Origin of the sequence: Sphingobium quisquiliarum P25, assembly GCF_000445065.1 — a bacterium.
Lineage (GTDB): Bacteria > Pseudomonadota > Alphaproteobacteria > Sphingomonadales > Sphingomonadaceae > Sphingobium > Sphingobium quisquiliarum.
The window spans coordinates 1-19,849 of record NZ_ATHO01000162.1 but is presented as its reverse complement, the minus strand read 5'-3'; the positions used below and the strand labels follow the sequence as shown (position 1 = coordinate 19,849).

At 63.9% G+C, this 19,849-nt stretch carries 19 protein-coding genes and 1 pseudogene; 12 read left to right on the top strand and 8 right to left on the bottom strand.

What is annotated here, in order from left to right:
- Window positions 1-29: 29 nt before the first annotated feature.
- From L288_RS39970 to L288_RS44035, 4 genes and pseudogenes are all read left to right on the top strand, one after another.
- Complete coding sequence (locus tag L288_RS39970) at window positions 30-311, top strand: hypothetical protein (protein ID WP_021239794.1); 282 nt, start codon at window positions 30-32, stop codon at window positions 309-311.
- Window positions 308-718, top strand: a complete 411-nt coding sequence (locus L288_RS39965; protein ID WP_021239793.1) for a type II toxin-antitoxin system VapC family toxin — start codon at window positions 308-310, stop codon at window positions 716-718. Before L288_RS39970 ends, L288_RS39965 begins: the two co-directional genes overlap by 4 nt.
- Window positions 715-1,218: a GNAT family N-acetyltransferase gene (locus tag L288_RS39960; RefSeq protein ID WP_236613078.1), complete on the top strand. Its 504-nt coding sequence runs from the start codon at window positions 715-717 to the stop codon at window positions 1,216-1,218. Before L288_RS39965 ends, L288_RS39960 begins: the two co-directional genes overlap by 4 nt.
- A gap of 277 nt (window positions 1,219-1,495) precedes the next feature.
- Window positions 1,496-1,790: pseudogene (locus L288_RS44035) on the top strand (transposase); the annotation flags it as partial.
- Window positions 1,791-1,906: 116 nt separating this feature from the next.
- On the opposite strand, the gene L288_RS0122330 reads toward L288_RS44035, so the two are convergent.
- Window positions 1,907-3,421, bottom strand: coding sequence for a tyrosine-type recombinase/integrase (locus L288_RS0122330; protein WP_021239790.1), 1,515 nt, complete (start codon window positions 3,419-3,421; stop codon window positions 1,907-1,909).
- 378 nt (window positions 3,422-3,799) lie between these two features.
- Here L288_RS0122330 and L288_RS39950 point away from each other — a divergent pair, with 378 nt between their 5' ends.
- A complete protein-coding gene (locus L288_RS39950) occupies window positions 3,800-4,279 on the top strand; it encodes an Lrp/AsnC family transcriptional regulator (RefSeq protein WP_021239789.1) in 480 nt (159 codons plus the stop codon).
- Window positions 4,276-4,761, top strand: coding sequence for an Lrp/AsnC family transcriptional regulator (locus L288_RS39945; RefSeq protein ID WP_021239788.1), 486 nt, complete (start codon window positions 4,276-4,278; stop codon window positions 4,759-4,761). The genes L288_RS39950 and L288_RS39945 overlap by 4 nt, the downstream gene beginning before the upstream one ends.
- Window positions 4,762-4,774: 13 nt before the next feature.
- Here L288_RS39945 and L288_RS39940 read toward each other — a convergent pair whose 3' ends face one another.
- The 5 genes from L288_RS39940 to L288_RS39920 form a co-directional block, all read right to left on the bottom strand.
- On the bottom strand, window positions 4,775-6,604 hold the full coding sequence (locus L288_RS39940) for an ABCB family ABC transporter ATP-binding protein/permease (protein ID WP_021239787.1): 1,830 nt from the start codon (window positions 6,602-6,604) through the stop codon (window positions 4,775-4,777).
- A gap of 133 nt (window positions 6,605-6,737) precedes the next feature.
- Window positions 6,738-7,589 carry a 2,3,4,5-tetrahydropyridine-2,6-dicarboxylate N-succinyltransferase gene (dapD, locus tag L288_RS39935; protein ID WP_021239786.1) on the bottom strand — a complete coding sequence of 284 codons (852 nt, stop codon included), beginning with the start codon at window positions 7,587-7,589 and terminating at the stop codon, window positions 6,738-6,740.
- The gene (locus L288_RS39930; RefSeq protein ID WP_021239785.1) at window positions 7,586-8,257 is read right to left on the bottom strand and encodes a pyrimidine 5'-nucleotidase; all 672 of its coding nucleotides are present in this window, start codon (window positions 8,255-8,257) and stop codon (window positions 7,586-7,588) included. Before L288_RS39930 ends, dapD begins: the two co-directional genes overlap by 4 nt.
- Window positions 8,258-8,438: 181 nt before the next feature.
- Window positions 8,439-9,317: an LOG family protein gene (locus L288_RS39925; protein WP_021239784.1), complete on the bottom strand. Its 879-nt coding sequence runs from the start codon at window positions 9,315-9,317 to the stop codon at window positions 8,439-8,441.
- A 44-nt stretch (window positions 9,318-9,361) separates the two neighbouring features.
- The gene (locus tag L288_RS39920; protein ID WP_030539318.1) at window positions 9,362-10,057 is read right to left on the bottom strand and encodes an extensin family protein; all 696 of its coding nucleotides are present in this window, start codon (window positions 10,055-10,057) and stop codon (window positions 9,362-9,364) included.
- A gap of 176 nt (window positions 10,058-10,233) precedes the next feature.
- Here L288_RS39920 and L288_RS39915 point away from each other — a divergent pair, with 176 nt between their 5' ends.
- The 6 genes from L288_RS39915 to L288_RS39890 all read left to right on the top strand — a co-directional run bounded on the left by L288_RS39915 (window position 10,234) and on the right by L288_RS39890 (window position 17,202).
- Entirely contained in the window at window positions 10,234-11,397 is a 1,164-nt protein-coding gene (locus tag L288_RS39915) for a phosphoserine transaminase (RefSeq protein WP_021239782.1), read from the top strand.
- 140 nt (window positions 11,398-11,537) lie between these two features.
- Complete coding sequence (gene serA / locus L288_RS39910; protein WP_021239781.1) at window positions 11,538-13,118, top strand: phosphoglycerate dehydrogenase; 1,581 nt, start codon at window positions 11,538-11,540, stop codon at window positions 13,116-13,118.
- A gap of 123 nt (window positions 13,119-13,241) precedes the next feature.
- Window positions 13,242-14,372, top strand: a complete 1,131-nt coding sequence (locus L288_RS39905) for an ATP phosphoribosyltransferase regulatory subunit (protein WP_021239780.1) — start codon at window positions 13,242-13,244, stop codon at window positions 14,370-14,372.
- A 235-nt stretch (window positions 14,373-14,607) separates the two neighbouring features.
- Window positions 14,608-15,897, top strand: a complete 1,290-nt coding sequence (locus L288_RS39900) for an adenylosuccinate synthase (protein WP_021239779.1) — start codon at window positions 14,608-14,610, stop codon at window positions 15,895-15,897.
- A gap of 149 nt (window positions 15,898-16,046) precedes the next feature.
- Window positions 16,047-16,229, top strand: coding sequence for a hypothetical protein (locus L288_RS39895; RefSeq protein WP_021239778.1), 183 nt, complete (start codon window positions 16,047-16,049; stop codon window positions 16,227-16,229).
- 403 nt (window positions 16,230-16,632) lie between these two features.
- Complete coding sequence (locus L288_RS39890) at window positions 16,633-17,202, top strand: NADPH-dependent FMN reductase (RefSeq protein ID WP_021239777.1); 570 nt, start codon at window positions 16,633-16,635, stop codon at window positions 17,200-17,202.
- On the opposite strand, the gene L288_RS39885 is transcribed toward L288_RS39890, so the two are convergent.
- Both L288_RS39885 and L288_RS39880 read right to left on the bottom strand, forming a co-directional pair.
- Window positions 17,165-18,481 (bottom strand): dicarboxylate/amino acid:cation symporter, encoded by a 1,317-nt coding sequence (locus L288_RS39885; protein ID WP_021239776.1) that lies wholly within the window; start codon window positions 18,479-18,481, stop codon window positions 17,165-17,167. The two genes, L288_RS39890 and L288_RS39885, sit on opposite strands and share 38 nt — an antisense overlap.
- A 93-nt stretch (window positions 18,482-18,574) precedes the next feature.
- Window positions 18,575-19,849, bottom strand: a 1,275-nt coding sequence (locus tag L288_RS39880) for a dicarboxylate/amino acid:cation symporter (RefSeq protein ID WP_021239775.1), incomplete at its 5' end; no start/stop codon positions are given.

Genomic DNA, 19,849 nt, shown 5'->3' with positions numbered 1-19,849 from the left:
GACCAAATCGAGCCTAGAGGAGCGCCGTCATGGCCACCGCCGCCCAGCAACCACCCCGTCGTAAGCAGCGGGCCATTACCATCCGCTCCGATCATGCGCTGAAGCGCCTGGAGTTGCTCGCCCGCGACGGGCGCAGCCAGGTCGAGATCATCGAGGAAGCCCTCGATCGTATGCCGCTCCCGGCAGAGCGCGATCGCGAAGCATTTCTCGCTGACATCAGGGCAATCCAGGCGCGAGTTCCAAAAGGGACTTTTCCCAGTATGGCGGAGATCGATGCGGAACTGTGGGATGAGGATGGTTTGCCGCGATGATCATCGATACCTCCGCGCTGGTCGCGGTGCTGGCCGACGAGCCGGAGAGCGGGCCACTGCTCCTTGCGATGGCCGATGAACGAGGCTCGATACCCGCGCCGGTGTGTGTCGAGTTCTTGCGCGTGGCTAGTGGGATCCGACAGCGTAAGAGGCGGGAGGCTGAGGAGTTGCTTGCCCGCCTCGAGCGATATGGGTGCGAGTTTGCTGCATTTACGTGGGCGCAAGCGAGGATAGCCATTGAAGCCGAGCCTCAGTACGGTTCCGGTAATGGCAATGGCGGGCCGCTCAACCTGCTCGACCTCATGGTCTATGCTGTGGCCAAGGAGCGCGGCGAGCCGCTGCTCTGCACGGGCAAGGATTTCGCAGCAACGGACCTTCACCTTCACGAAGCGAGCCGGCCTTGGTGAGCGGGTGCGAGGCCGCGCGCGCAGCACTCGCCGACGCCGTGCGCGAACCAACGCTTCGCCGCGCGATTAAGGAGGATGTCCCCGATATCCGCGCACTCGTGCGGCGCGCCTACGCTCGCTGGATCACGGTGACGCCGCGGCCGCCCAAGCCAATCAATGCCGATTATGATCGCGCTTTTGCCGCGCATCGCTTCGACGTCCTTGTTGACGAGGGCCAGCTGGTCGGATTGATCGAGACGGTGGCGGAAGGCCGCGAACTGTTGATCGTGAACGTCGCGATCGATCCCGAGCGGCAGCGGGAGGGGCTCGGGCGGCGCCTCATGCGCCATGCCGAGGATCTCGCGCGTGCCGGCGGCCTTTCCGGCACCCGCCTCTACACGAATGCGCTGATGACCGCGAACATCGCGCTGTACGAGCGCCTCGGCTATGTCCGCGAGCGCGAGGTCGACCATGGCGGCGGGATGATCGCGGTTCACATGGTCTGTGCACTGACCCCATGAGCGGGGATCCTCTCGTCACCCTGCCGCCTATGGCAGCGTGATCAACCCGGCTCTAGCCGGAGTTCGCCATGGCTACGCCGGCGAACCTACACCATGCCTTGGGACACGATCGGATCACCTCGGCCTTGCAAAGGCCGTTGATGGTTTCGGCCAAGGCATTGTCACTAAGGCTGATCGATGAGTTTGTTCCAGACAAAAAGCAGTGTCCGTCGTAGGCCTTTGGTGTGTCAATCGGCACCAGATATTCACCCCGGATTGGAGTGGGTGAATCCGCCCCCAGTACGCAGCCGCTACCTACCGTGCGCTGCTGGCAGCCAATGGCATCACCGGATCGATGAGCCGGCGCGGAAATCCCTACGATAACGCCAAGGCGGAAAGCTTCATGAAAACGCTCAAGGTCGAGGCGGTCTAACCCGATGGCGTTCGAGACTTTCGAGGATGTCGCCACCCATCTTCCACCGTTCATCGACCGCGTCTACAATCAACGCCGACTACATTCCGCCCTGGGCTATTTGAGCCCGGTGCAGTTTGAGGAGTTACACGCCAAAACTATGGTCAAATCCGCGGCCTGAAACCTGTCCGACCCCAGGGGCCCACTCCAACCCCGGGGCACTTCTCAACAGTAATCAACACTCATGACGACAATGGCAGGGGGGCATCGGCTCTGATCCACAGGCGATGAACTTGGCTAGGCGACCAGCTTCAGCTTCGAGGGATTTGCTGGATCGACTGCGGCATCGCGCCACGCGATGAGCCTATCGAGCGAATAGACCACGCGCCGCCCGATTTTTGTGAACTCGGGTCCGGTTCCCATCCAGCGATAGGTTTGCAGCGTGCCGACAGTGTTGCCGAGGAAGGCGGCTGCGGCGCGAGTATCGAGCCATTTGGTGCGGATCGCCTTGCCAAGAACGGGATCGGGACGGGCTTCGGGTTCATTGAGAGCAGGAGCGATACCGATGATAACAACCTCTGCCAACTCGGCTGCATCCGCATCGATTTCCGGCGTGATGTCGAGATAATCCGCGATTCGCGTTGCGATACGATCGGCAGCGGAGCGAACAGGGTGATCGGCGAGATGCGCGTAGCGCTGCGTGGTCTTGGTGGAGCGGTGCCCGAGCAAAGCCCCGATCACAGGTAGGCTGTCGCCGTTGTTGGCACCCATTGAAGCGAAGCTATGACGGAGATCGTGGATGCGCACGTTCTCCAGCTCCGCGCTTTTGCTGAGCCGGCGCCAGACCTTATCGAGATTGGTGACATGTGTGCCGTGGCCCCGCCCAGGCAGCAGGTAAGGGTTTCCGTCGACCGGCGCGAGAGATGCGATGAGGCGCAGGGCGGGCTCGCCGAGATGCACGACCTTTGCTCCGGTCTTGCTGTCGGGCAGGCGCAGGCACCGATGATAGGTGTCGATCCACTCGCGCTTGAGCTTGAGGATCTCGTTCTTGCGGCATCCCGTGAGGATCAGCAGTCGCACCGCCGCGATCGCATAGGGATTTTCGACGCCGATCGCCTCGGCAGCTGCCAAGACTCCGCCGAGCTGCGCCAACTCCTCCGGCGACAGGAAGCGCTCAAGCTTCCTGCCCGGATATTTCTTCACCTTCATCGCCGGATTGTCCGGGCGGAGGCCGTCGTCGACCGCCAGCGCCAAGGCGGCCGACAAAGTGTTGACGACGCGGTTGGCTGTTCCCTTGCCGCCGCGTACCCGCGATACCGACCGGGGACCGAGCTTCTCGACCTTGGCGGTCTTCCCTGCGGCAATGTCGCGCATCATCTTCTGGACCTCCGAGCGGGTGAGGCGCGTGGCCAGAGTCTTTCCAAGCAGCGGTTTGATGTGATTCTCGATATTGGCTTTGGCCTGCTTGATCGAGCCCTCCTTCGCGGTCGCGAGCCCTTCCGTCAGATACCGATCGCAAATGCCGGCGACCGTCAGCGACGCGCGTAGCTCGTCGTCGATCGGGTCTTCCCCGTGGGCAACCTTGCCGAGCAGAATCTTGGCTTCGGTCCGTGCGGTTTCGACGGTCCAGACGCCATGCGATCCGATCGTCTTGCGCCGGGTCCGCTCACCGACTCGATATTGGATGAGGTAGCTACGCTTTCCGGACGTGAAAACGCGCACGCCGAAGCCCGAAATCTCGCCGTCCCACAGGAAAACGTCTTTCACGGAAGCAGAAGCTGCCTCGACGACGCGCTTGGTGAGCCTTACCATATTGCTACTCCACGCTTTTACGCTGCTTTCGCGGAAGCGCTACGGAAGCACGCGGACCGAAAAAGTGGCTAAAAGGAGAGTAGTGTGGCTGCGCTAAAAAGACAAGAAAATCTCGTTAGTTCAGGTAGTTATCTTGTAATCTACAAGTTTGGCGAATGATCGAAAAGTGCCCGCGAGTTTTTGGTAAGGCTGAGGTCGCGAGTTCAATCCTCGCCGGCAGCACCATTTCCCCTCATCATTATGGCCGCACAAGCGGGCCTTCCTGAACATTGTTGATCGCGCGGGCCGGATGGCGCTGCGCTTCGCGATGTTGTTTCGATTCGACCTTCCGGCCCTTTGCTGGCAAGACCGGCGGCCGAAAAGGGGTTGAATAACTATATGAACGATATGTTCGCGTTCGATGAGACGGACCGGAAGATTGTCGAGCAGTTGCGGCGAAATGGCCGGGCGACCAACCAGCAGATCGCCGAATCCCTCAATCTGATCGCTTCCACCGTGTCCACGCGCATCCGGCGGATGGAGGAAGCGGGCATGCTGCGCGTCGTCGCCGTGTCGGACTTCGCGGTCCATGGTTATCATATCCTCATCCACCTCGCGGTCCAGGTCAGCGGCCGTCCGGCGCTGGAGGTGGCGGAGGATCTGGCCGTCTTTCCCGAAGTCTTCGCGGCGCATCTGGTGACGGGCAGTTATGAGATCAGCCTGCTGCTGACGCTGCGGGACATTGACGAACTGCCGCCGCTCATCACCGGCACATTCGCCAAGGTGCCCGGCATCAAGTCGATGACCCCTGCCGTTGGGCTGGACATCGTCCGCTATGCGCTGGACACAGGGCCGGTCGACAGCAGGAGCGCCGCATGAGCAGGCCGGAACTGGATGATCTCGACCGCCAGCTGATCGGCATATTGGCGCAGGATGCGCGTGTTTCGAACCGCAAGATCGCAAGCGACCTTGGCGTCAACGAAGGCACGGTGCGGGGGCGGATCAAGCGCTTGCAGCAGGAAAAGCTGATCGCCTTCACCGCGCTGACCGGCATGAAGCTGGAAAAGGCCGCCAATATCGCCTTCATGGCCATTCAGGCGGACACCGCCCATGTCCGCCGCATCGCGCGCGACATTGCTGACATCCCGCTAGTGAAAGCGGTGATGATCATGCTTGGCCCGTTCAACGTCATGGCGACCTGTCTTTATCACGATCTCGACGACCTGCACCGGCTGGCGTCGGGCAGGATATTGGAGGTCGAGGGCGTCACTCATGTCGAAACGTCGCTGGTGGTGAAGACGGTCAAGATCAGCAACAGGGTGGTGCGGATCACCGACGCCGACACCTTGTCCCAGGGCTGAATGCCCATCGTTGCTAGTGCGGGGTGGAGTAGGCGGGTTCCATGACGGGCTCATCCCGCTCGGTTGCCTGCCGCGCCCACATGGCGGCATAAAGCCCGTCCGCCCGCACCAGATCGGCATGGCGCCCGCGCTCGATGATGCGCCCCTGATCCAGAACGATGATCTCGTCCGCATCGACGACGGTGGACAGGCGGTGCGCCACGATCAAGGTCGTGCGTTTGCGCGCGATGTTGCGCAGCACGTCCTGAATCTCCATCTCGGTCCGGCTGTCGAGCGCGCTGGTCGCCTCGTCCAGCACCAGCACCGGCGGGTCCTTGAGCAGCGTGCGGGCGATCGCCACGCGCTGCTTTTCGCCGCCTGACAGCTTGAGGCCCCGCTCCCCCACCCGCGTGTCATAGCCCTGCGGCAGGCGCATGATGAAGTCGTGGATGGACGCTGCCCTGGCCGCCGCCTCGATCTCCGCCTGCGTCGCGCCCGCGCGGCCATAGCCGATATTATAGCCGACCGTGTCGTTGAACAGCACCATGTCCTGCGGCACGATGCCGATCGACGCGCGAAGCGACGATTGCGTGACCTGAGCTATGTCCTGTCCGTCGATCAGGATGCGGCCGCCCTGAATGTCGTAGAAGCGGAACAGGGTGCGCGCGATCGTGGACTTGCCAGCGCCCGAAGGCCCAACGATCGCCAGCGTCCTTCCGGGCGGGACGGTGAAGCTGACATCATGCAATATCTCGCGGTCGGGATCATAGCCGAAGCGCACATGGTCGAAACGCACCTCGCCCGCCGTCACCTTCAAGGCCGGAGCACCCGGAGCGTCGGCGATCTCGGCCTGGGTGTCGATGAGGTTATACATCGCCTCCATGTCGATCAGGCCCTGCCGGATGGTGCGGTACACCATGCCCAGCAGGTCTAACGGCCTGAATAGCTGGCTAAGCAACGTATTCACGAGCACCACGTCGCCGGTGGTGAAGCTGCCCCGGCTCCATCCCCATACGGTATAGCCCATCGCTCCCGCCATCATCAGGTTGGTGATCAGCGACTGGCCGATGTTGAGCCAGGCGAGGCTGTTTTCCGACTTGACGGCGGCGTTGGCATAGCGGCGCATGGCCGTGCCGTAGCGGGCGGCTTCCCGCTCCTCCGCGCCGAAATATTTGACCGTTTCGAAATTGAGCAGGCTGTCCACGGCATGGGCGACGGCGTTGGTGTCCATGTCCACCATGTCGCGGCGCAACTGGTTGCGCCATTCGGTGACGGTGCGGGTGAACCAGATGTAGAGCGCCACCATGACCAGCGTCGCGATGACCAGGCCGGGCCCGAACTTCACGAAGAAGATGACGCAGACCGCCGCCAGCTCCAGCACCGTCGGCGCGATGTTGAACAGCAGGAAATAGAGCATCGTGTCGATGCTTTTCGTGCCGCGCTCGACGATCTTCGTGACCGCGCCCGTCCGCCGGTCGAGATGGAAGCGCAGCGACAGGCGGTGGAGATGGACGAACACATCGTCCGACAGCCGCCGCCCGGCTTCCTGCCCCACCCGCTCGAACACGGCATTGCGCAGATTGTCGAAGAGGACGCTGCCGAACCGCGCGCCCGCATAGGCGGCGACCAGCGCTATGGCGAGCGCGACGGCGGGCTCCATGCCCGGCGCCATGCGGTCGATCGCGGCCTTGTAGGCGAAGGGCATGGCCAGGCTGATGGCCTTCGCCAGCACCACCAGCAGCATGGCGATGGACACCCGCCGCCGCAGCGCCGGGGCGTCGGATGGCCAGAGATAGGGAAGAAACCGCCGCAAGGTCGCCCAGACGGGCGGAAGGGGGCTGTTGTCGGGGGTGGAAGGCGGCATTGGGGCTATGTAAGCGAGCGCCGCCAATCTTATAAGCCCCTCCCGTTAAGGGAGGGGCTGGGGTGTGTATGATCGCGAAGCGATCGCTCTGTCAGGCTGCCTTCCCGCTAGCGGCCGGGGGAGTAGCGGGACATCAATCCCGCAGCAGTTCGTTGATCCCCGTCTTGGACCGGGTCTGCGCGTCCACCCGCTTCACGATTACCGCGCAATAGAGGCTCGGCCCCGGCGTCCCGTCGGGCAGCGGCTTGCCCGGAAGCGACCCCGGCACCACGACCGAGTAAGATGGTACTTCACCCATGAAAACTTCGCCGGTGGTGCGGTCCACGATCTTGGTCGACTGGCCGATGAAGACGCCCATCGACAGCACCGAACCCTTGCCGATGCGCACGCCTTCCACCACTTCCGACCGCGCGCCGATGAAGCAGTCATCCTCGATGATGACCGGGTCGGCCTGCAACGGCTCCAGCACGCCGCCGATACCGACGCCGCCCGACAGGTGCACATTCTTGCCGATCTGTGCGCAACTGCCCACCGTCACCCAGGTATCGACCATCGTGCCTTCATCGACGAAAGCGCCGATATTGACGAAGCTCGGCATCAGGATGACATTCTTCGCGATGTGCGACCCCGCCCGCGCAAAGCTGCCCGGAACCGCGCGGAAACCGGCGGCGCGAAAGGCCGTTTCGTCCCAGCCTGCGAACTTGCTGGGCACCTTGTCCCACCAGTGGCCAGCGCCCGGACCATTGCCGATCATGGCATTATCGTTGAGACGGAAGGACAGCAGCACCGCCTTCTTCAGCCACTGATTGACCTGCCAGCCGCCAGAACCTTCAGCACCCGTGGGTTCGGCGACCCGCGCCGCGCCGCTGTCCAGCAGGGCCAGCGCCTTGTCCACGGCCTGACGCACTTCGCCCTGCGTCGTCAGGCTGACATTGGCCCGGTCTTCCCAGGCAGCGTCGATGGTCGCGATCAGATCTTGGCTCATGGTCTTTCCCCAATGATGTCGGCCAGGAACGGCGTCAGATGGCCGGTTTCGAAATCGATGAAGTCCGGGTGATGTTCGTGATTGCCCGCCTCGGACCCGTTGTTCACCCAGATGGTGGACATGCCGATCGCCTTGGCGGGCTTCAGGTTGCGCGCCATATCCTCGAAAAAGGCGGCGCGCGACGGGTCCACGCCATGGACGCGGCACAGTTCGGCATAACCAGACGGATCGGGCTTCGGAACATATTGGCAGGCATGGATGTCGTGGATCAGTTCGAACGCGCCGGATAGGCCCAGCTTGTCGAGCACCCGCTCCGCATAGGCCGCATCGCCATTGGTGAAGATCAGGCGGCGGCCCGGCAAGGCGGCGATATGCGCGTTCAGCGCCTCGTCCACCTCCAGCCGGTCCATCGAAATGTCATGCACATAGTCGAGGAAGGCTCGCGGCTCTATGCCGTGATGGTGCATCAGGCCCGACAGCGTCGTGCCATGTTCCATGAAGTAACGTTTCTGCGTGGCCTTGGCGACGTCCGGGTCGCAGCCCAGCAGGCCCTGGATGAATTCGCCCATCTTGACGTCGATCAGCGCGAACAGGTCCGCCTTCGCCGGGTAAAGTGTATTGTCCAGATCGAAGATCCAGCAATCGACATGGGCAAGCTCGGCGCGCATGGCGGGGCCCTAGTCTTGTGAGCCGAGGGAGGCAAGGGCATGCCAGCCACGACCCTGCCGCAAAGCGGCCTCAAATCTTTCTCTCTGCGTTCCCTGCGCCCCTGCGCGCAAAAAATTGTTCGCGCAGAGGCGCAGAGGCGCAGAGAACGCGAAGATTTTTCAAGAGGCTGTGCCGCTAGGTTCACCCGCATCCGGGCGCAGCGCTATCCTCATAGAAACTCTGCACCGCCGCCCACGCTTCCTCGGCCGTTTCGACCCATGTCAGCAAATTCAGGTCCGAAGGCGAAATCACGCCCTCATCGGCCAGTGCATCTAAATCCACCACCCGCGTCCAGAAGTCCCGCCCGAACAGCAGCACCGGAATCGGCTTCATCTTGCCGGTTTGGATGAGGGTCAGCAGCTCGAACATCTCATCCAAGGTGCCAAAGCCGCCGGGAAACACGGCCAGCGCCCGCGCGCGAAGCAGGAAGTGCATCTTCCTGAGCGCAAAATAGTGAAACTGGAAGGAAAGCTCCGGCGTCACGAATCGGTTGGGCGCTTGTTCATGCGGCAGCACGATGTTCATGCCGATCGTCTGCGCGCCTACATCCGCCGCGCCACGATTGGCCGCCTCCATGATGGACGGCCCGCCACCCGAACAGACCACGAAATGGCGGCACCCCGCTTCCGTCACCGGATATTGCGCCGCGATCCGCGCCAGCCTGCGGGCTTCCTCATAATAGCGGGCCTTCTTGCCCAGATTTTCAGCGATCCGCCGCTGTTCGGGCGTCGTCGCGGCCTCGATCCGCGCCTGCACCTGATCGGGCTCCGGGATGCGAGCCGACCCGTAAAATACGAAGGTCGATTCGATCCGGGCTTCGTCCATCAGCAATTGGGGTTTCAGCAATTCCAGCTGGAACCGCACGGGCCGCAAATCCTCCCGCAACAGGAATTCCGTGTCCTGAAAGGCCAGGCGATAGGCGGCGCTGCTGGTCTGCGGGGTTCCGGCTTGCTTCTGGGCGTCGGCGGCTTCCTGCCGCGCAGGACGGAATTTGCGTTCTTCGATTTCTTTTTTTGTCATCGCACTGAACTTAGGCGCGCGGGCCGTAAAACCCAAGGGGGCGTTCAGCGGCAGAAGCCGCCGCGGCCGCCCATGTCGAAATGGAAATGATCGCGATGCGCGACATTATAGTCGGGGCTCAGCACGGTGCGGAACCGCTTGCAGGCGCTGGCCCGCACGATTTGCAGGAACTGCCGCGTCTGGCGATCGCCGTTCCAGCCCTGCTCGATCGTGATCCGCCGCCCGTCCGACAGGACGAAGGCCGACACGTCCACCGCATTGCTGTGCGCATGTTCGGAAAGCTTCCCGCTCCCCGCGATCGGGCGGCAATTATAGGTGCCGAAGGTTTCGATCTTTTCGATCTCCGCGCCCAGGATCAGCCGCGCGGCGGGTTGCACCCCATAACGCGCCCAGGCAGCGAAATTGGCCGCAAGACCGCATGTCATCGCCCCCAAATTGGTGGCTGGAACGCCGATGTCGAGCAGCTTGACGCTGCCCTTCGCCGAACAGCCGCCGCCGAAATTCTGGTCGGGCAGGGGGGTAAACAGCACGGATTGCGATTGCAGCTTCACCAGGCATTGCCGCAATTCCATGGGCGGCGGTGCGGCGGGGCGCGCGCTCTTGACCGGCTTGGACGGGCGCTCGACCCGGCCGCGCGGCACAATGTCCCCGCTGCACGACGCCAACGCCAGACATAGCGACAGCAGGCCCGCTTGCCCCGCGCCGCGCATTACCGCTTTCCCCCAAGCCCGCTCTTTCATGAGCGACCATTTACCATGCTCTGCTATCCTGTGGGTTAACAAGCGCAACGGTTCATCGCATCCAGAGCGTCGATTGGACTCTTTGGCGGCTTGACTCTTGCCCGGCGGTCTTTAGAGCGGCCGCCGGGCCACGCGGTCCCAACGCCGCGCGTGCTCTCTGCAAGGAGACGCATTACATGACTGATACGACTGCTGCCGACGCCACTCTTGCGCCCGCCGCGGCCAAGCCCGCCACCAAGCCGGCTCGCCCCTATTTTTCTTCGGGTCCTTGCGCCAAGCCTCCGGGCTGGAGCGCCGGCAAGCTGAGCGCTGAATCCCTCGGCCGCTCGCATCGCGCCAAGATCGGCAAGGCCCGCCTCGGCTACTGCATCGACCTGATGCGCGAGCTGCTGAACCTGCCCGACACCCACCGCATCGGCATCGTTCCCGGTTCCGACACCGGCGCCTTCGAAATGGCGATGTGGACGATGCTGGGCGCCCGCCCCGTCACGACGCTCGCCTGGGAGAGCTTCGGCGAAGGCTGGGTGACGGACGCCGCCAAGCAGTTGAAGCTCGACCCGACGATCATTCGCGCTGACTATGGCCAGCTGCCCGACCTTTCCACCGTCGATTTCTCCAACGACGTGCTGTTCACCTGGAACGGCACCACCTCCGGCGTGCGCGTGCCGAACGCCGACTGGATTCCTGCGACGCGTGAAGGCCTGACCTTTGCCGACGCCACCAGCGGCGTCTTCGCCTATGAGATCGACTGGACCAAGATCGACGTCGCCACCTTTTCCTGGCAGAAGGTGCTGGGCGGTGAGGGTGGCCACGGCGTGCTGATCCTCGGCCCGCGCGCGGTCGAGCGGCTCGAAACCCATACTCCGTCCTGGCCGCTGCCGAAGGTTTTCCGCCTGATGGCGAAGGGCAAGCTCGCCGAAGGCATTTTCAAGGGCGAGACGATCAACACGCCCTCCATGCTGGCGGTCGAGGACGCGATCTTCGCGCTTGAATGGGGCAAGTCTCTGGGCGGCCTCAAAGGCCTGATCGCGCGCAGCAACGCCAATGCGGCGGCGTTGAACAAGATCGTCGAGGAGCGCGACTGGCTCGGCCATCTCGCCGCCGATCCTGCGACCCGTTCGACCACCAGCGTCTGCCTGACGGTCGAGGGGGCGGACGAAGCCTTCATCAAGAGCATGGCTGGCCTGCTGGAAAAGGAAGGCGCCGCCTATGACGTCGCTGGTTATCGCGACGCTCCGGCAGGCCTGCGCATCTGGTGCGGCGCGACGGTCGAAACCGCCGATATCGAGGCGCTGGGTCCGTGGCTCGATTGGGCCTATGCAACGGCCAAGGCTGCTTAACATCTCCTAATTCCGTTCGCCCTGAGCGAAGTCGAAGGGCTTGGCCGACCATTGGGGAGGCCACTTCGCTTCGCTCAGTTGAAGGCTTCGACTTTGCTCAGCCCGAACGGCTTTCCCATATTCCAGTAAGGAGCATTCCCATGCCCAAGGTACTCATTTCCGACAAGATGGACCCCCGCGCCGCCGCGATCTTCCGTGAACGCGGGATCGAGGTTGACGAGATTACCGGCCAGACCCCGGAAGAGTTGAAGGCGATCATCGGCCAATATGACGGCCTCGCCATCCGCAGCTCGACCAAGGTCACCAAGGATATTCTTGACGCCGCAACCAACCTCAAGGTCATCGGCCGCGCGGGCATTGGCGTCGATAATGTCGATATTCCGGCGGCTTCGGCCAAGGGCGTGATCGTCATGAACACCCCGTTCGGCAACTCGATCACAACCGCCGAACATGCCATTGCGCTGATGTTCGCGCTGGCTCGCCAGCTCCCCGAAGCCAATGCCCAGACCCAGCAGGGTCTGTGGCCGAAGAACGGCTTCATGGGCGTTGAAGTCACCGGCAAGACGCTGGGCCTGATCGGCGCGGGCAATATCGGCTCGATCGTCGCCAGCCGCGCGCTCGGCCTCAAGATGAAGGTCGTCGCCTTCGATCCTTTCCTGACGCCGGAACGCGCCGTGGAAATGGGCGTGGAAAAGGCCGATCTCGACACGCTGCTGGCGAAGGCGGACTTCATCACGCTGCACACGCCGCTGACCGATCAGACCCGCAACATCCTCAGCAAGGAAAATCTCGCCAAGACCAAGAAGGGCGTGCGCATCATCAACTGCGCCCGTGGCGGTCTGGTGGATGAAGCCGCGCTCAAGGAAGCGCTGGATTCGGGCCATGTCGCTGGCGCCGCGCTTGACGTGTTCGCGACTGAACCGGCCAAGGAATCGCCGCTGTTCGGCACGCCCAACTTCATCTGCACCCCGCATCTGGGCGCGTCGACCGACGAGGCGCAGGTGAACGTGGCGCTCCAGGTGGCCGAGCAGCTTAGCGACTATCTGCTCGACGGCGGCATCACCAACGCGCTGAACGTGCCCAGCCTGTCGGCCGAGGAAGCCCCGAAGCTCAAGCCTTACATGGCTCTGGCGGAGGAACTGGGCAGCCTCGTTGGCCAGTTGGAAGGCGACAAGATCCAGGGCGTTTCGGTCGAGGTCGAAGGTCATGCCGCCGAACTCAACCAGAAGCCGATCACCGCTGCGGTGCTGGCTGGTCTGATGCGCGTCTATTCGGACACGGTGAACATGGTCAACGCGCCCTTCCTGGCGAAGGAACGCGGCCTTGACGTGCGCGAAGTGCGTCACGATCGCGAGGGCGACTATCAGACCCTCGTCCGCGTGACGGTCAAGACGGAGGCTGGCGACAAGTCGGTCGCGGGCACGCTGTTCGGCAATGCGCAGCCGCGCCTGGTCGAACTGTTCGGCATCAAGGTGGAAGCCGACCTTGCTGGGCACATGCTCTACATCGTCAATCAGGACGCGCCCGGCTTCATCGGCCGCCTGGGTTCGACGCTGGGCGAGGCCAATGTCAACATCGGCACCTTCCACCTTGGCCGCCGCAATCAGGGTGGCGAAGCGGTGCTGCTGCTCTCGGTCGATGGCGCGGTGAGCGAGGAAGTGCTTGCCGACATCTGCAAGCTCACAGGCGTGAAGACGGTGAAACTGCTGCGCTTCGCCTGAACTATCTCCTGATCCCCGTTCGTTTCGAGCGAAGTCGAGAAACGGTTGCTCTGACCGCTTCTCGACCAGCTCGAACTGAACGGAGGCTGGATAATCTGGCCGATGTTGCCTAAAGGCCAGCCCATGACCAGCATCCCCCCCGGCCTCCTTCCCGAAGGGCTCTCCGACCGCCTGCCGCCGCAGGCCGAAGCCTCCGCGCGGCTTGCGCGCCGCGTGCTCGATACGGTCGCCGCCCATGGCTATGAGCGTGTCATGCCCCCGCTCGCCGAGTTTGAGGAAACGCTCGTCGGCCGCCTCAAATCCATGCGCGCGCAGGATCTGGTCCGCGCCGTCGACCCCGTGTCGCAGCGCAGTCTGGCGCTCCGCCCCGACATGACGGCGCAGGTTGGCCGCATCGCCGCCACCCGCCTCGCCAGCGCGCCGCGCCCGCTGCGCCTCTCCTATGGAGGCCCAGTCATCCGTTTGCGCGCGAATCAGCTCCGCCCCGAACGCGAACGCCTTCAGGTAGGCGCTGAACTCATCGGCAGCGACAGCAGCGCGGCGGCGGTGGAGATCGTCAACGTCGCGATCGAAGCCCTTCAGGCTGCGGGCGTCACCGGCATCACCATCGACTTCACCCTGCCGGACCTGATTGATGGGCTTGCCGCCGGTCCGCTCCCGCTCGCGCCAGAAGAAATCGAGGCTGTCCGCGCCGAACTGGACGCCAAGGATGCAGGCGCGCTCGCCGCGATCAGCCCGGCCGCCGCCGCCTATCTCCCGCTGATCGAGGCAGCCGGGCCCTTCCATCCCGCGATGGAAAAGCTCGAAGCGCTCAACGCCCGGCTCGGCGGTGCGATCGACAGCCGTATCGCTGGTCTGCGAGCCATCGCAAAGCCGATCGGCTGGGATATCACCCTGACGCTCGATCCCACCGAGCGTCATGGCTTCGAATATCAGAACTGGTTCGGCTTCTCGATCTTCGCGGAAGGTTTCACCGGCGAGATCGGCCGGGGCGGCAGCTACGCCATCACCCGCGCCGACGGTTCGGATGAACCCGCCATGGGTTTTTCCCTCTACCCCGATCCGCTGATCGACGCGGGGTTCGGTGCGGAGGCGCCCAGGCGGCTCTTTCTGCCCCTCCACCATGATCAAAGTCGCGCCGCGCAACTTCGCGGAGAGGGCTGGCAGACGGTCGCCGCGCTCACGGGGCAGGAAAATGGCGAGGCGCTACGCTGTACGCATTGGCTGGATGGGGAGGAGCCCCGGTCTTATTGATTCTGCCCCGTTCGCTCCGAACGTAGTCGAGAAGCGGCAAGCGCTGTTCTTGCGTTTCTCGACCATGCTCGAAACGAACGGACGATCGGTTGCACCGCAGCACGCTTGACGCGTCACGCTCACAGGGCTAACGCGCGGCCCGCATGAGGCGTTCGCGCCCAACTTGATCCCACCGGCATGCCGAGTCCCGTCGAAGGGCATGGCCGGTCCGCGCGGCGGGCGGAGGACTGTATCTGTGGCAAATGTGACCGTGATCGGCGCCCAATGGGGCGACGAAGGCAAGGGTAAAATAGTCGATTGGCTGTCGGAGCGCGCTGATGTCGTCGCCCGCTTCCAGGGCGGCCATAATGCCGGGCATACGCTGGTCGTGGGGGAGAAGGTCTATAAGCTCTCGCTGCTCCCTTCGGGCATCGTCCGTGGCACGTTGAGCGTCATCGGCAATGGCGTGGTCCTTGACCCCTGGCACTTCCGGGATGAGGTGGCGAAGCTCAGGGGGCAGGGTGTGGAGATCACTCAGGAGAATCTCCAGATCGCCGAAACCTGCCCGCTGATCCTGCCCTTCCACCGCGACCTGGACGGCCTGCGCGAGGATGCGAGCGGCGCGGGCAAGATCGGCACCACCCGCCGCGGCATTGGCCCGGCCTATGAGGACAAGGTCGGCCGCCGCGCGATCCGCGTCTGCGACCTTGCCCATCTCGACGACCTGGGTCCGCAACTCGACCGCCTGACCGCCCATCACGACGCCCTGCGCGCCGGTTTCAACGAAGCCCCGATCGACCGCGACGCGCTGATGGCGGAGTTGCGCGACATCGCCAGCTTCATCCTGCCTTTCGTCAAGCCCGTCTGGCTGACGCTCAACAAGGCGAAGGCCGAAGGCAAGCGCATCCTGTTCGAAGGCGCGCAGGGAACCCTGCTCGACATCGACCACGGCACCTATCCCTTCGTCACCTCTTCCAACACAGTCGCGGGCACGGCGGCGAGCGGCACTGGCCTTGGCCCCAATGGCGCGGGCTTCGTGCTGGGCATCGTCAAGGCCTATACGACGCGCGTCGGCTCCGGTCCTTTCCCGACCGAGCAGGAGAATGACGTAGGCCAGCGCCTGGGCGAGCGCGGCCATGAATTCGGCACCGTCACCGGACGCAAGCGCCGCTGCGGCTGGTTTGACGCCGTGCTGGTGCGCCAGTCGGTCGCCGTGTCGGGGGTCACCGGAATCGCGCTCACGAAGCTCGACGTTCTCGACGGCTTTGAAACGCTGAAAATCTGCGTCGGCTACCGCATCGGCGACCAGAGCTATGATTACCTCCCCGCCCATGCGCAGGACCAGGCGAAGGCGGAGCCGATCTATGAGGACATCGAAGGCTGGCAGGACACCACGGCGGGGGCCCGCAGCTGGGCCGACCTGCCCGCGCAGGCGATCAAATATATCCGCCGGATCGAGGAACTGATCGGCTGCCCGGTCACGCTCGTTTCCACCAGCCCCGAGCGCGAGGACACCATCCTCGTCCGCGACCCCTTCGCGGACTAGCATGTGCGGCTATTCAGCTCAGCGCGAGGCTGCAAATGCCAGTTTTCTGCGCTTCCGGTGCTCACGTGCCGGAAGCACGCTGCGCGCCGGTTCTCGAACCCCGGCATTTTCGCCTCGCCCTGAACTGAATATCCACACATGCTTATGCCATGACTGACAAACGATTCGAGCGTCACAAGCAGCCCTGGACAGCGGACGAGCTGCAAAAGCTGCACACGCTGGCCAAGAAGGGCATGGCGCTCAAGGCGATCGCCAAGGCGCTGACCCGCAGCGAGGAGTCAGTGAAGGCCCGTGCCAAGCAGGATGGGCTTTCCATCGCCAAGCTGCGGTAGGAGCTTTCGTTCGTCATTGGCTCGGCGGGCGGGCTGCTGATGTTAGCGCTCAGAATTTATTTTCACGCGGAGGCGCGGAGACGCGGAGTGATTGGAAGGCCCGCGTAGCGCTTCCAATAAAGCATGCATTTGGAGGCGAGGGGAGAAAGACGGACGATGGTGCCGCACGCAGCATCTCCGCGCCTCCGCGTGAAATAAATGCGCGCAGAGCCCGCAGAAGGCGCAGAGTTTGGTGACGGGACGCAATCGCTCTGCGTCTCTGCGGGCTCTGCGCGAAACCTGAAAAGCGGATTCGCCGGTCGGATGAGCCTCGGCCACGCCGGGTCCCGGCCAGTGCCATTGCTGGAGGTAGCGCTATTCTCTACCGTTGCGGGCGAACGCGTGCCCAGCAACGGAGCCTGTCATGTCCCTCGACATCCTCGTCCTCTACGGTTCCTACCGCCGCAATCGCGTGGGTATCCGCCTTGCCGGCTATCTTGTCGGCGGCTTTCAGAAGCTCGGCCACAAGGCTGAGCTTGTGGATGCGATGCAGGTGGGCCTCCCCATGCTCGACCAGCGCTATAGCGACTATGCGCCCGGCGAAGCGCCCGAAGCGATGAGCGCGCTTGCGGCACGCCTGACCGCCGCCGACGCCTTCGTCTTTGTCGCGGGCGAATATAATCGCGGCATCCAGCCGGGGCTCAAGAATCTGGTCGACCATTATCTCAAGGAATTCGACCGCCGCCCCGCCGGTATCGCCAGCTATTCGGCGGGCCGCTATGCCGGGGTGAACAGCCATGCCGACTGGACGGTGACTCTGTCCGCCATGGGCATGGCCGTCATCCCCGAACGGCTGAGCGCCGGTCAGATCGGCCAGACGATCGATGAGCAGGGCCAACCGCAAGGCGACGCAGGCGCGGCGCTCGAACGCGGCTTTTCCGGTTTTGCCAGCAGCCTCATCTGGTGGGCGGAGGCGGCGAAGGCGGCGCGCTGACGCTTTCGGGCGGCTCGCCCGAGGCGATGACCGTCGCCGCCACCAGATCGCCCGTGACATTCAGCGTCGTGCGGCACATATCGAGCAGGCGGTCCACCCCCAGCACCAGTCCGATGCCTTCGGGCGGCACGCCCACCATGCCCAGGATCATCGCCACGACCGGAAGCGATCCGGCCGGAACCCCCGCGGTTCCAACGCCGCCAAGGATGCACACCAGCATCACCATCAACTGCTGCGCCCAATCCAGTTCGATGCCGAAGAATTGCGCGAGGAAAAGCACCGTGATGCCTTCGAACATCGCGGTTCCATTCTGGTTCGCCGTCGCGCCGATCGTCAGCACGAAGCGGGCGATGCGGCGGGGCAGGTGCAGCTTTTCCTCCGCTACGCGGATGGCGGTGGGCAGCGTCGCATTGGACGACGCCGTGGCGAAGGCCATCACCATCGCCTCCTGCGCGGCCGCGAAGAAGGCCAGCGGCGAACGCCGCGCGATAAGGGCGAGCAGCAGCGAATAGACGCCGATCATCTGGAGGGCCAGCGCCAGCACCACCACGCCGACATAGGCGGACAGGCGCTCCAGCAATTCCCATCCGAACTGCGCGGCAAGGTTGAACATGAAGCAGGCGATGGCGACGGGCGCGAGCCGGATGACCAGCCCCATCAGCCGCATGGTGACTTCGAACAGCCCTTCCATCGCCGACAGCAGCCGTCTGGTGTGGTCGGTGCGCACCAGCACCAGGCCGATGCCGAAGAACAGGGCGAAGACCATCACGGCCAATATGTCGTTGTCCGCCATCGCCCTGATGATGTTGTCGGGCACCATCGCGATCAGGGCGTTCATCCCCTGGGGCGTTTCGCCGCCCCGCGCCAATATGGCGTGCGCGCCTGCTCCGGCATTGTCCAGCATCGCCTGCGCCTGAACCGGATCGACACCCGCGCCGGGGCGCAGCAGGTTGACCACGGCGAGGCTGATGGCGACCGCGATGCTGGACACCAGCAGCGTGTAGAGAAGCGTCTTGAGCCCAACCCGCCGCAGCGCGCGCATCTCCCCCATTTCCGCGATGCCGACGATCAGTGCCGAGACCAGCAGGGGGATGACCAGCATGAACAGCAGCCGCAGGAAGATTTGCCCGATCGGGCCCGTCACATAGGTGGTGACATGATCGACCCAAGCCGCGTCCCGCGCGCTCGCATGGACGATCAGGCCAAGGACCAGCCCCGCGAGAAAGCCCGCCAGCATCTGCCATTGCAGGGAGAAGGCGGCCTTGCCCGCGCGCGTCATGATGTGCCTGCCGAGGTGCGCATCTTCGATGAACCGCTGACCGTGCCTAATGTTGCAGCGGGGCGGATGCGGGCGGGCTGACGGACCGGCCGGTTAGCGCCGCCGGTCGTCCTCCACCATGTCGGATGCCAGTTCCAGCCCGGCGCGGCCATGGGCGGGTGTGTGGGCCGGGGCTTTGGGATGGGGGACATAGTCGGGTTCCTCGACCTCCAGCATGCCTTCCCATTTGGTGATGACGGATGTGGCGATGGCGTTGCCCAGCACGTTGGTGGCGGTGCGGCCCATGTCCATGAAGTGATCGACCGCCAGGATGAAGGCTATGCCCTCTACCGGCAGGTCGAACTGGCCCAGCGTCGCCGCCACCACCACCAGGGAGGCGCGGGGAACGGCGGCGATGCCCTTGCTGGTCACCATCAGCACCAGCAGGATGGTGATCTGCGTCGCGATCGGCAGGTCGATGCCATAGGCCTGGGCGATGAAGATGGTGGCGAAGGTCGAATACATCATCGACCCGTCCAGGTTGAAGCTGTAGCCCAGCGGCAGCACGAAGCTGTAGATGCGGCGGGGGACGCCGAAGCGGTCGAGCTGCTCCAGCATCTTGGGGTAAGCCGCTTCCGACGAGGCGGTGGAGAAGGCGATCAGCAGCGGTTCGCGCACATATTTGAGCAGCTTGCCCATGCGCCGCCCCAGGAACAGCGCGCCCGCGCAGCACAGGATTATCCAGAGCGCGAACAGCGACAGGTAGAATTCGCCGACAAGCTCGCCGAAGGTCTTGAGCACGCCCAGCCCTTCGGTCGTGATCGCCGACGCCAGCGCGCCGAACACGGCGAAGGGGGCCATGCGCATGACATAGCCGGTCACTTGCAGCATCAGTTCGACCATCGCTTCGATGACGGTGATGATCGGCTTGCCCCTGTCGCCGATGGCGGTCAGCGCCACGCCCACGAACAGGGAGAAGACGACGATCTGCAAGATGGAGTTTTCCGCCATCGCCCCCACCATGGAGGTGGGGAAGACGTGCAGGACGAAATCCTTGAAGTTGAGCGCTTCGGTGTTCACGCCCGATTCCGCGCCCGACCGGACGAGGTTCAGCCCTTCGCCCGGCGCGAAGAAATTGACGAAGATGAGGCCCAGCGTCAGCGAGATCAGGCTGGCGATGATGAACCAGGCGAGCGCCCGCCCGCCGATCCGCCCCAGCGCGGCGCTGTCCCCCATATGGGCGATGCCAGCAACCAGCGTGGAAAAAACCAGCGGCGCGATGATCATCTTGATCAGGTGAAGGAAGATGTCGGCCAGAAGGTGAAAATATCCCGCCACATCCTTCGCCAGCGTCTTGTCGCCGCCAACCCACAAATTGGCCAGGAAACC

What these genes read in the sequence shown, in the direction of transcription:
- L288_RS39970 (WP_021239794.1), top strand. Translation starts at nt 30, where the DNA reads ATGGCCACCGCCGCCCAGCAACCACCCCGTCGTAAGCAGCGGGCCATT.
- L288_RS39965 (WP_021239793.1), top strand. Translation starts at nt 308, where the DNA reads ATGATCATCGATACCTCCGCGCTGGTCGCGGTGCTGGCCGACGAGCCG.
- L288_RS0122330 (WP_021239790.1), bottom strand. Translation starts at nt 3,421, where the DNA reads ATGGTAAGGCTCACCAAGCGCGTCGTCGAGGCAGCTTCTGCTTCCGTG.
- L288_RS39950 (WP_021239789.1), top strand. Translation starts at nt 3,800, where the DNA reads ATGAACGATATGTTCGCGTTCGATGAGACGGACCGGAAGATTGTCGAG.
- L288_RS39945 (WP_021239788.1), top strand. Translation starts at nt 4,276, where the DNA reads ATGAGCAGGCCGGAACTGGATGATCTCGACCGCCAGCTGATCGGCATA.
- L288_RS39940 (WP_021239787.1), bottom strand. Translation starts at nt 6,604, where the DNA reads ATGCCGCCTTCCACCCCCGACAACAGCCCCCTTCCGCCCGTCTGGGCG.
- dapD (WP_021239786.1), bottom strand. Translation starts at nt 7,589, where the DNA reads ATGAGCCAAGATCTGATCGCGACCATCGACGCTGCCTGGGAAGACCGG.
- L288_RS39930 (WP_021239785.1), bottom strand. Translation starts at nt 8,257, where the DNA reads ATGCGCGCCGAGCTTGCCCATGTCGATTGCTGGATCTTCGATCTGGAC.
- L288_RS39925 (WP_021239784.1), bottom strand. Translation starts at nt 9,317, where the DNA reads ATGACAAAAAAAGAAATCGAAGAACGCAAATTCCGTCCTGCGCGGCAG.
- L288_RS39920 (WP_030539318.1), bottom strand. Translation starts at nt 10,057, where the DNA reads ATGAAAGAGCGGGCTTGGGGGAAAGCGGTAATGCGCGGCGCGGGGCAA.
- L288_RS39915 (WP_021239782.1), top strand. Translation starts at nt 10,234, where the DNA reads ATGACTGATACGACTGCTGCCGACGCCACTCTTGCGCCCGCCGCGGCC.
- serA (WP_021239781.1), top strand. Translation starts at nt 11,538, where the DNA reads ATGCCCAAGGTACTCATTTCCGACAAGATGGACCCCCGCGCCGCCGCG.
- L288_RS39905 (WP_021239780.1), top strand. Translation starts at nt 13,242, where the DNA reads ATGACCAGCATCCCCCCCGGCCTCCTTCCCGAAGGGCTCTCCGACCGC.
- L288_RS39895 (WP_021239778.1), top strand. Translation starts at nt 16,047, where the DNA reads ATGACTGACAAACGATTCGAGCGTCACAAGCAGCCCTGGACAGCGGAC.
- L288_RS39890 (WP_021239777.1), top strand. Translation starts at nt 16,633, where the DNA reads ATGTCCCTCGACATCCTCGTCCTCTACGGTTCCTACCGCCGCAATCGC.
- L288_RS39885 (WP_021239776.1), bottom strand. Translation starts at nt 18,481, where the DNA reads ATGACGCGCGCGGGCAAGGCCGCCTTCTCCCTGCAATGGCAGATGCTG.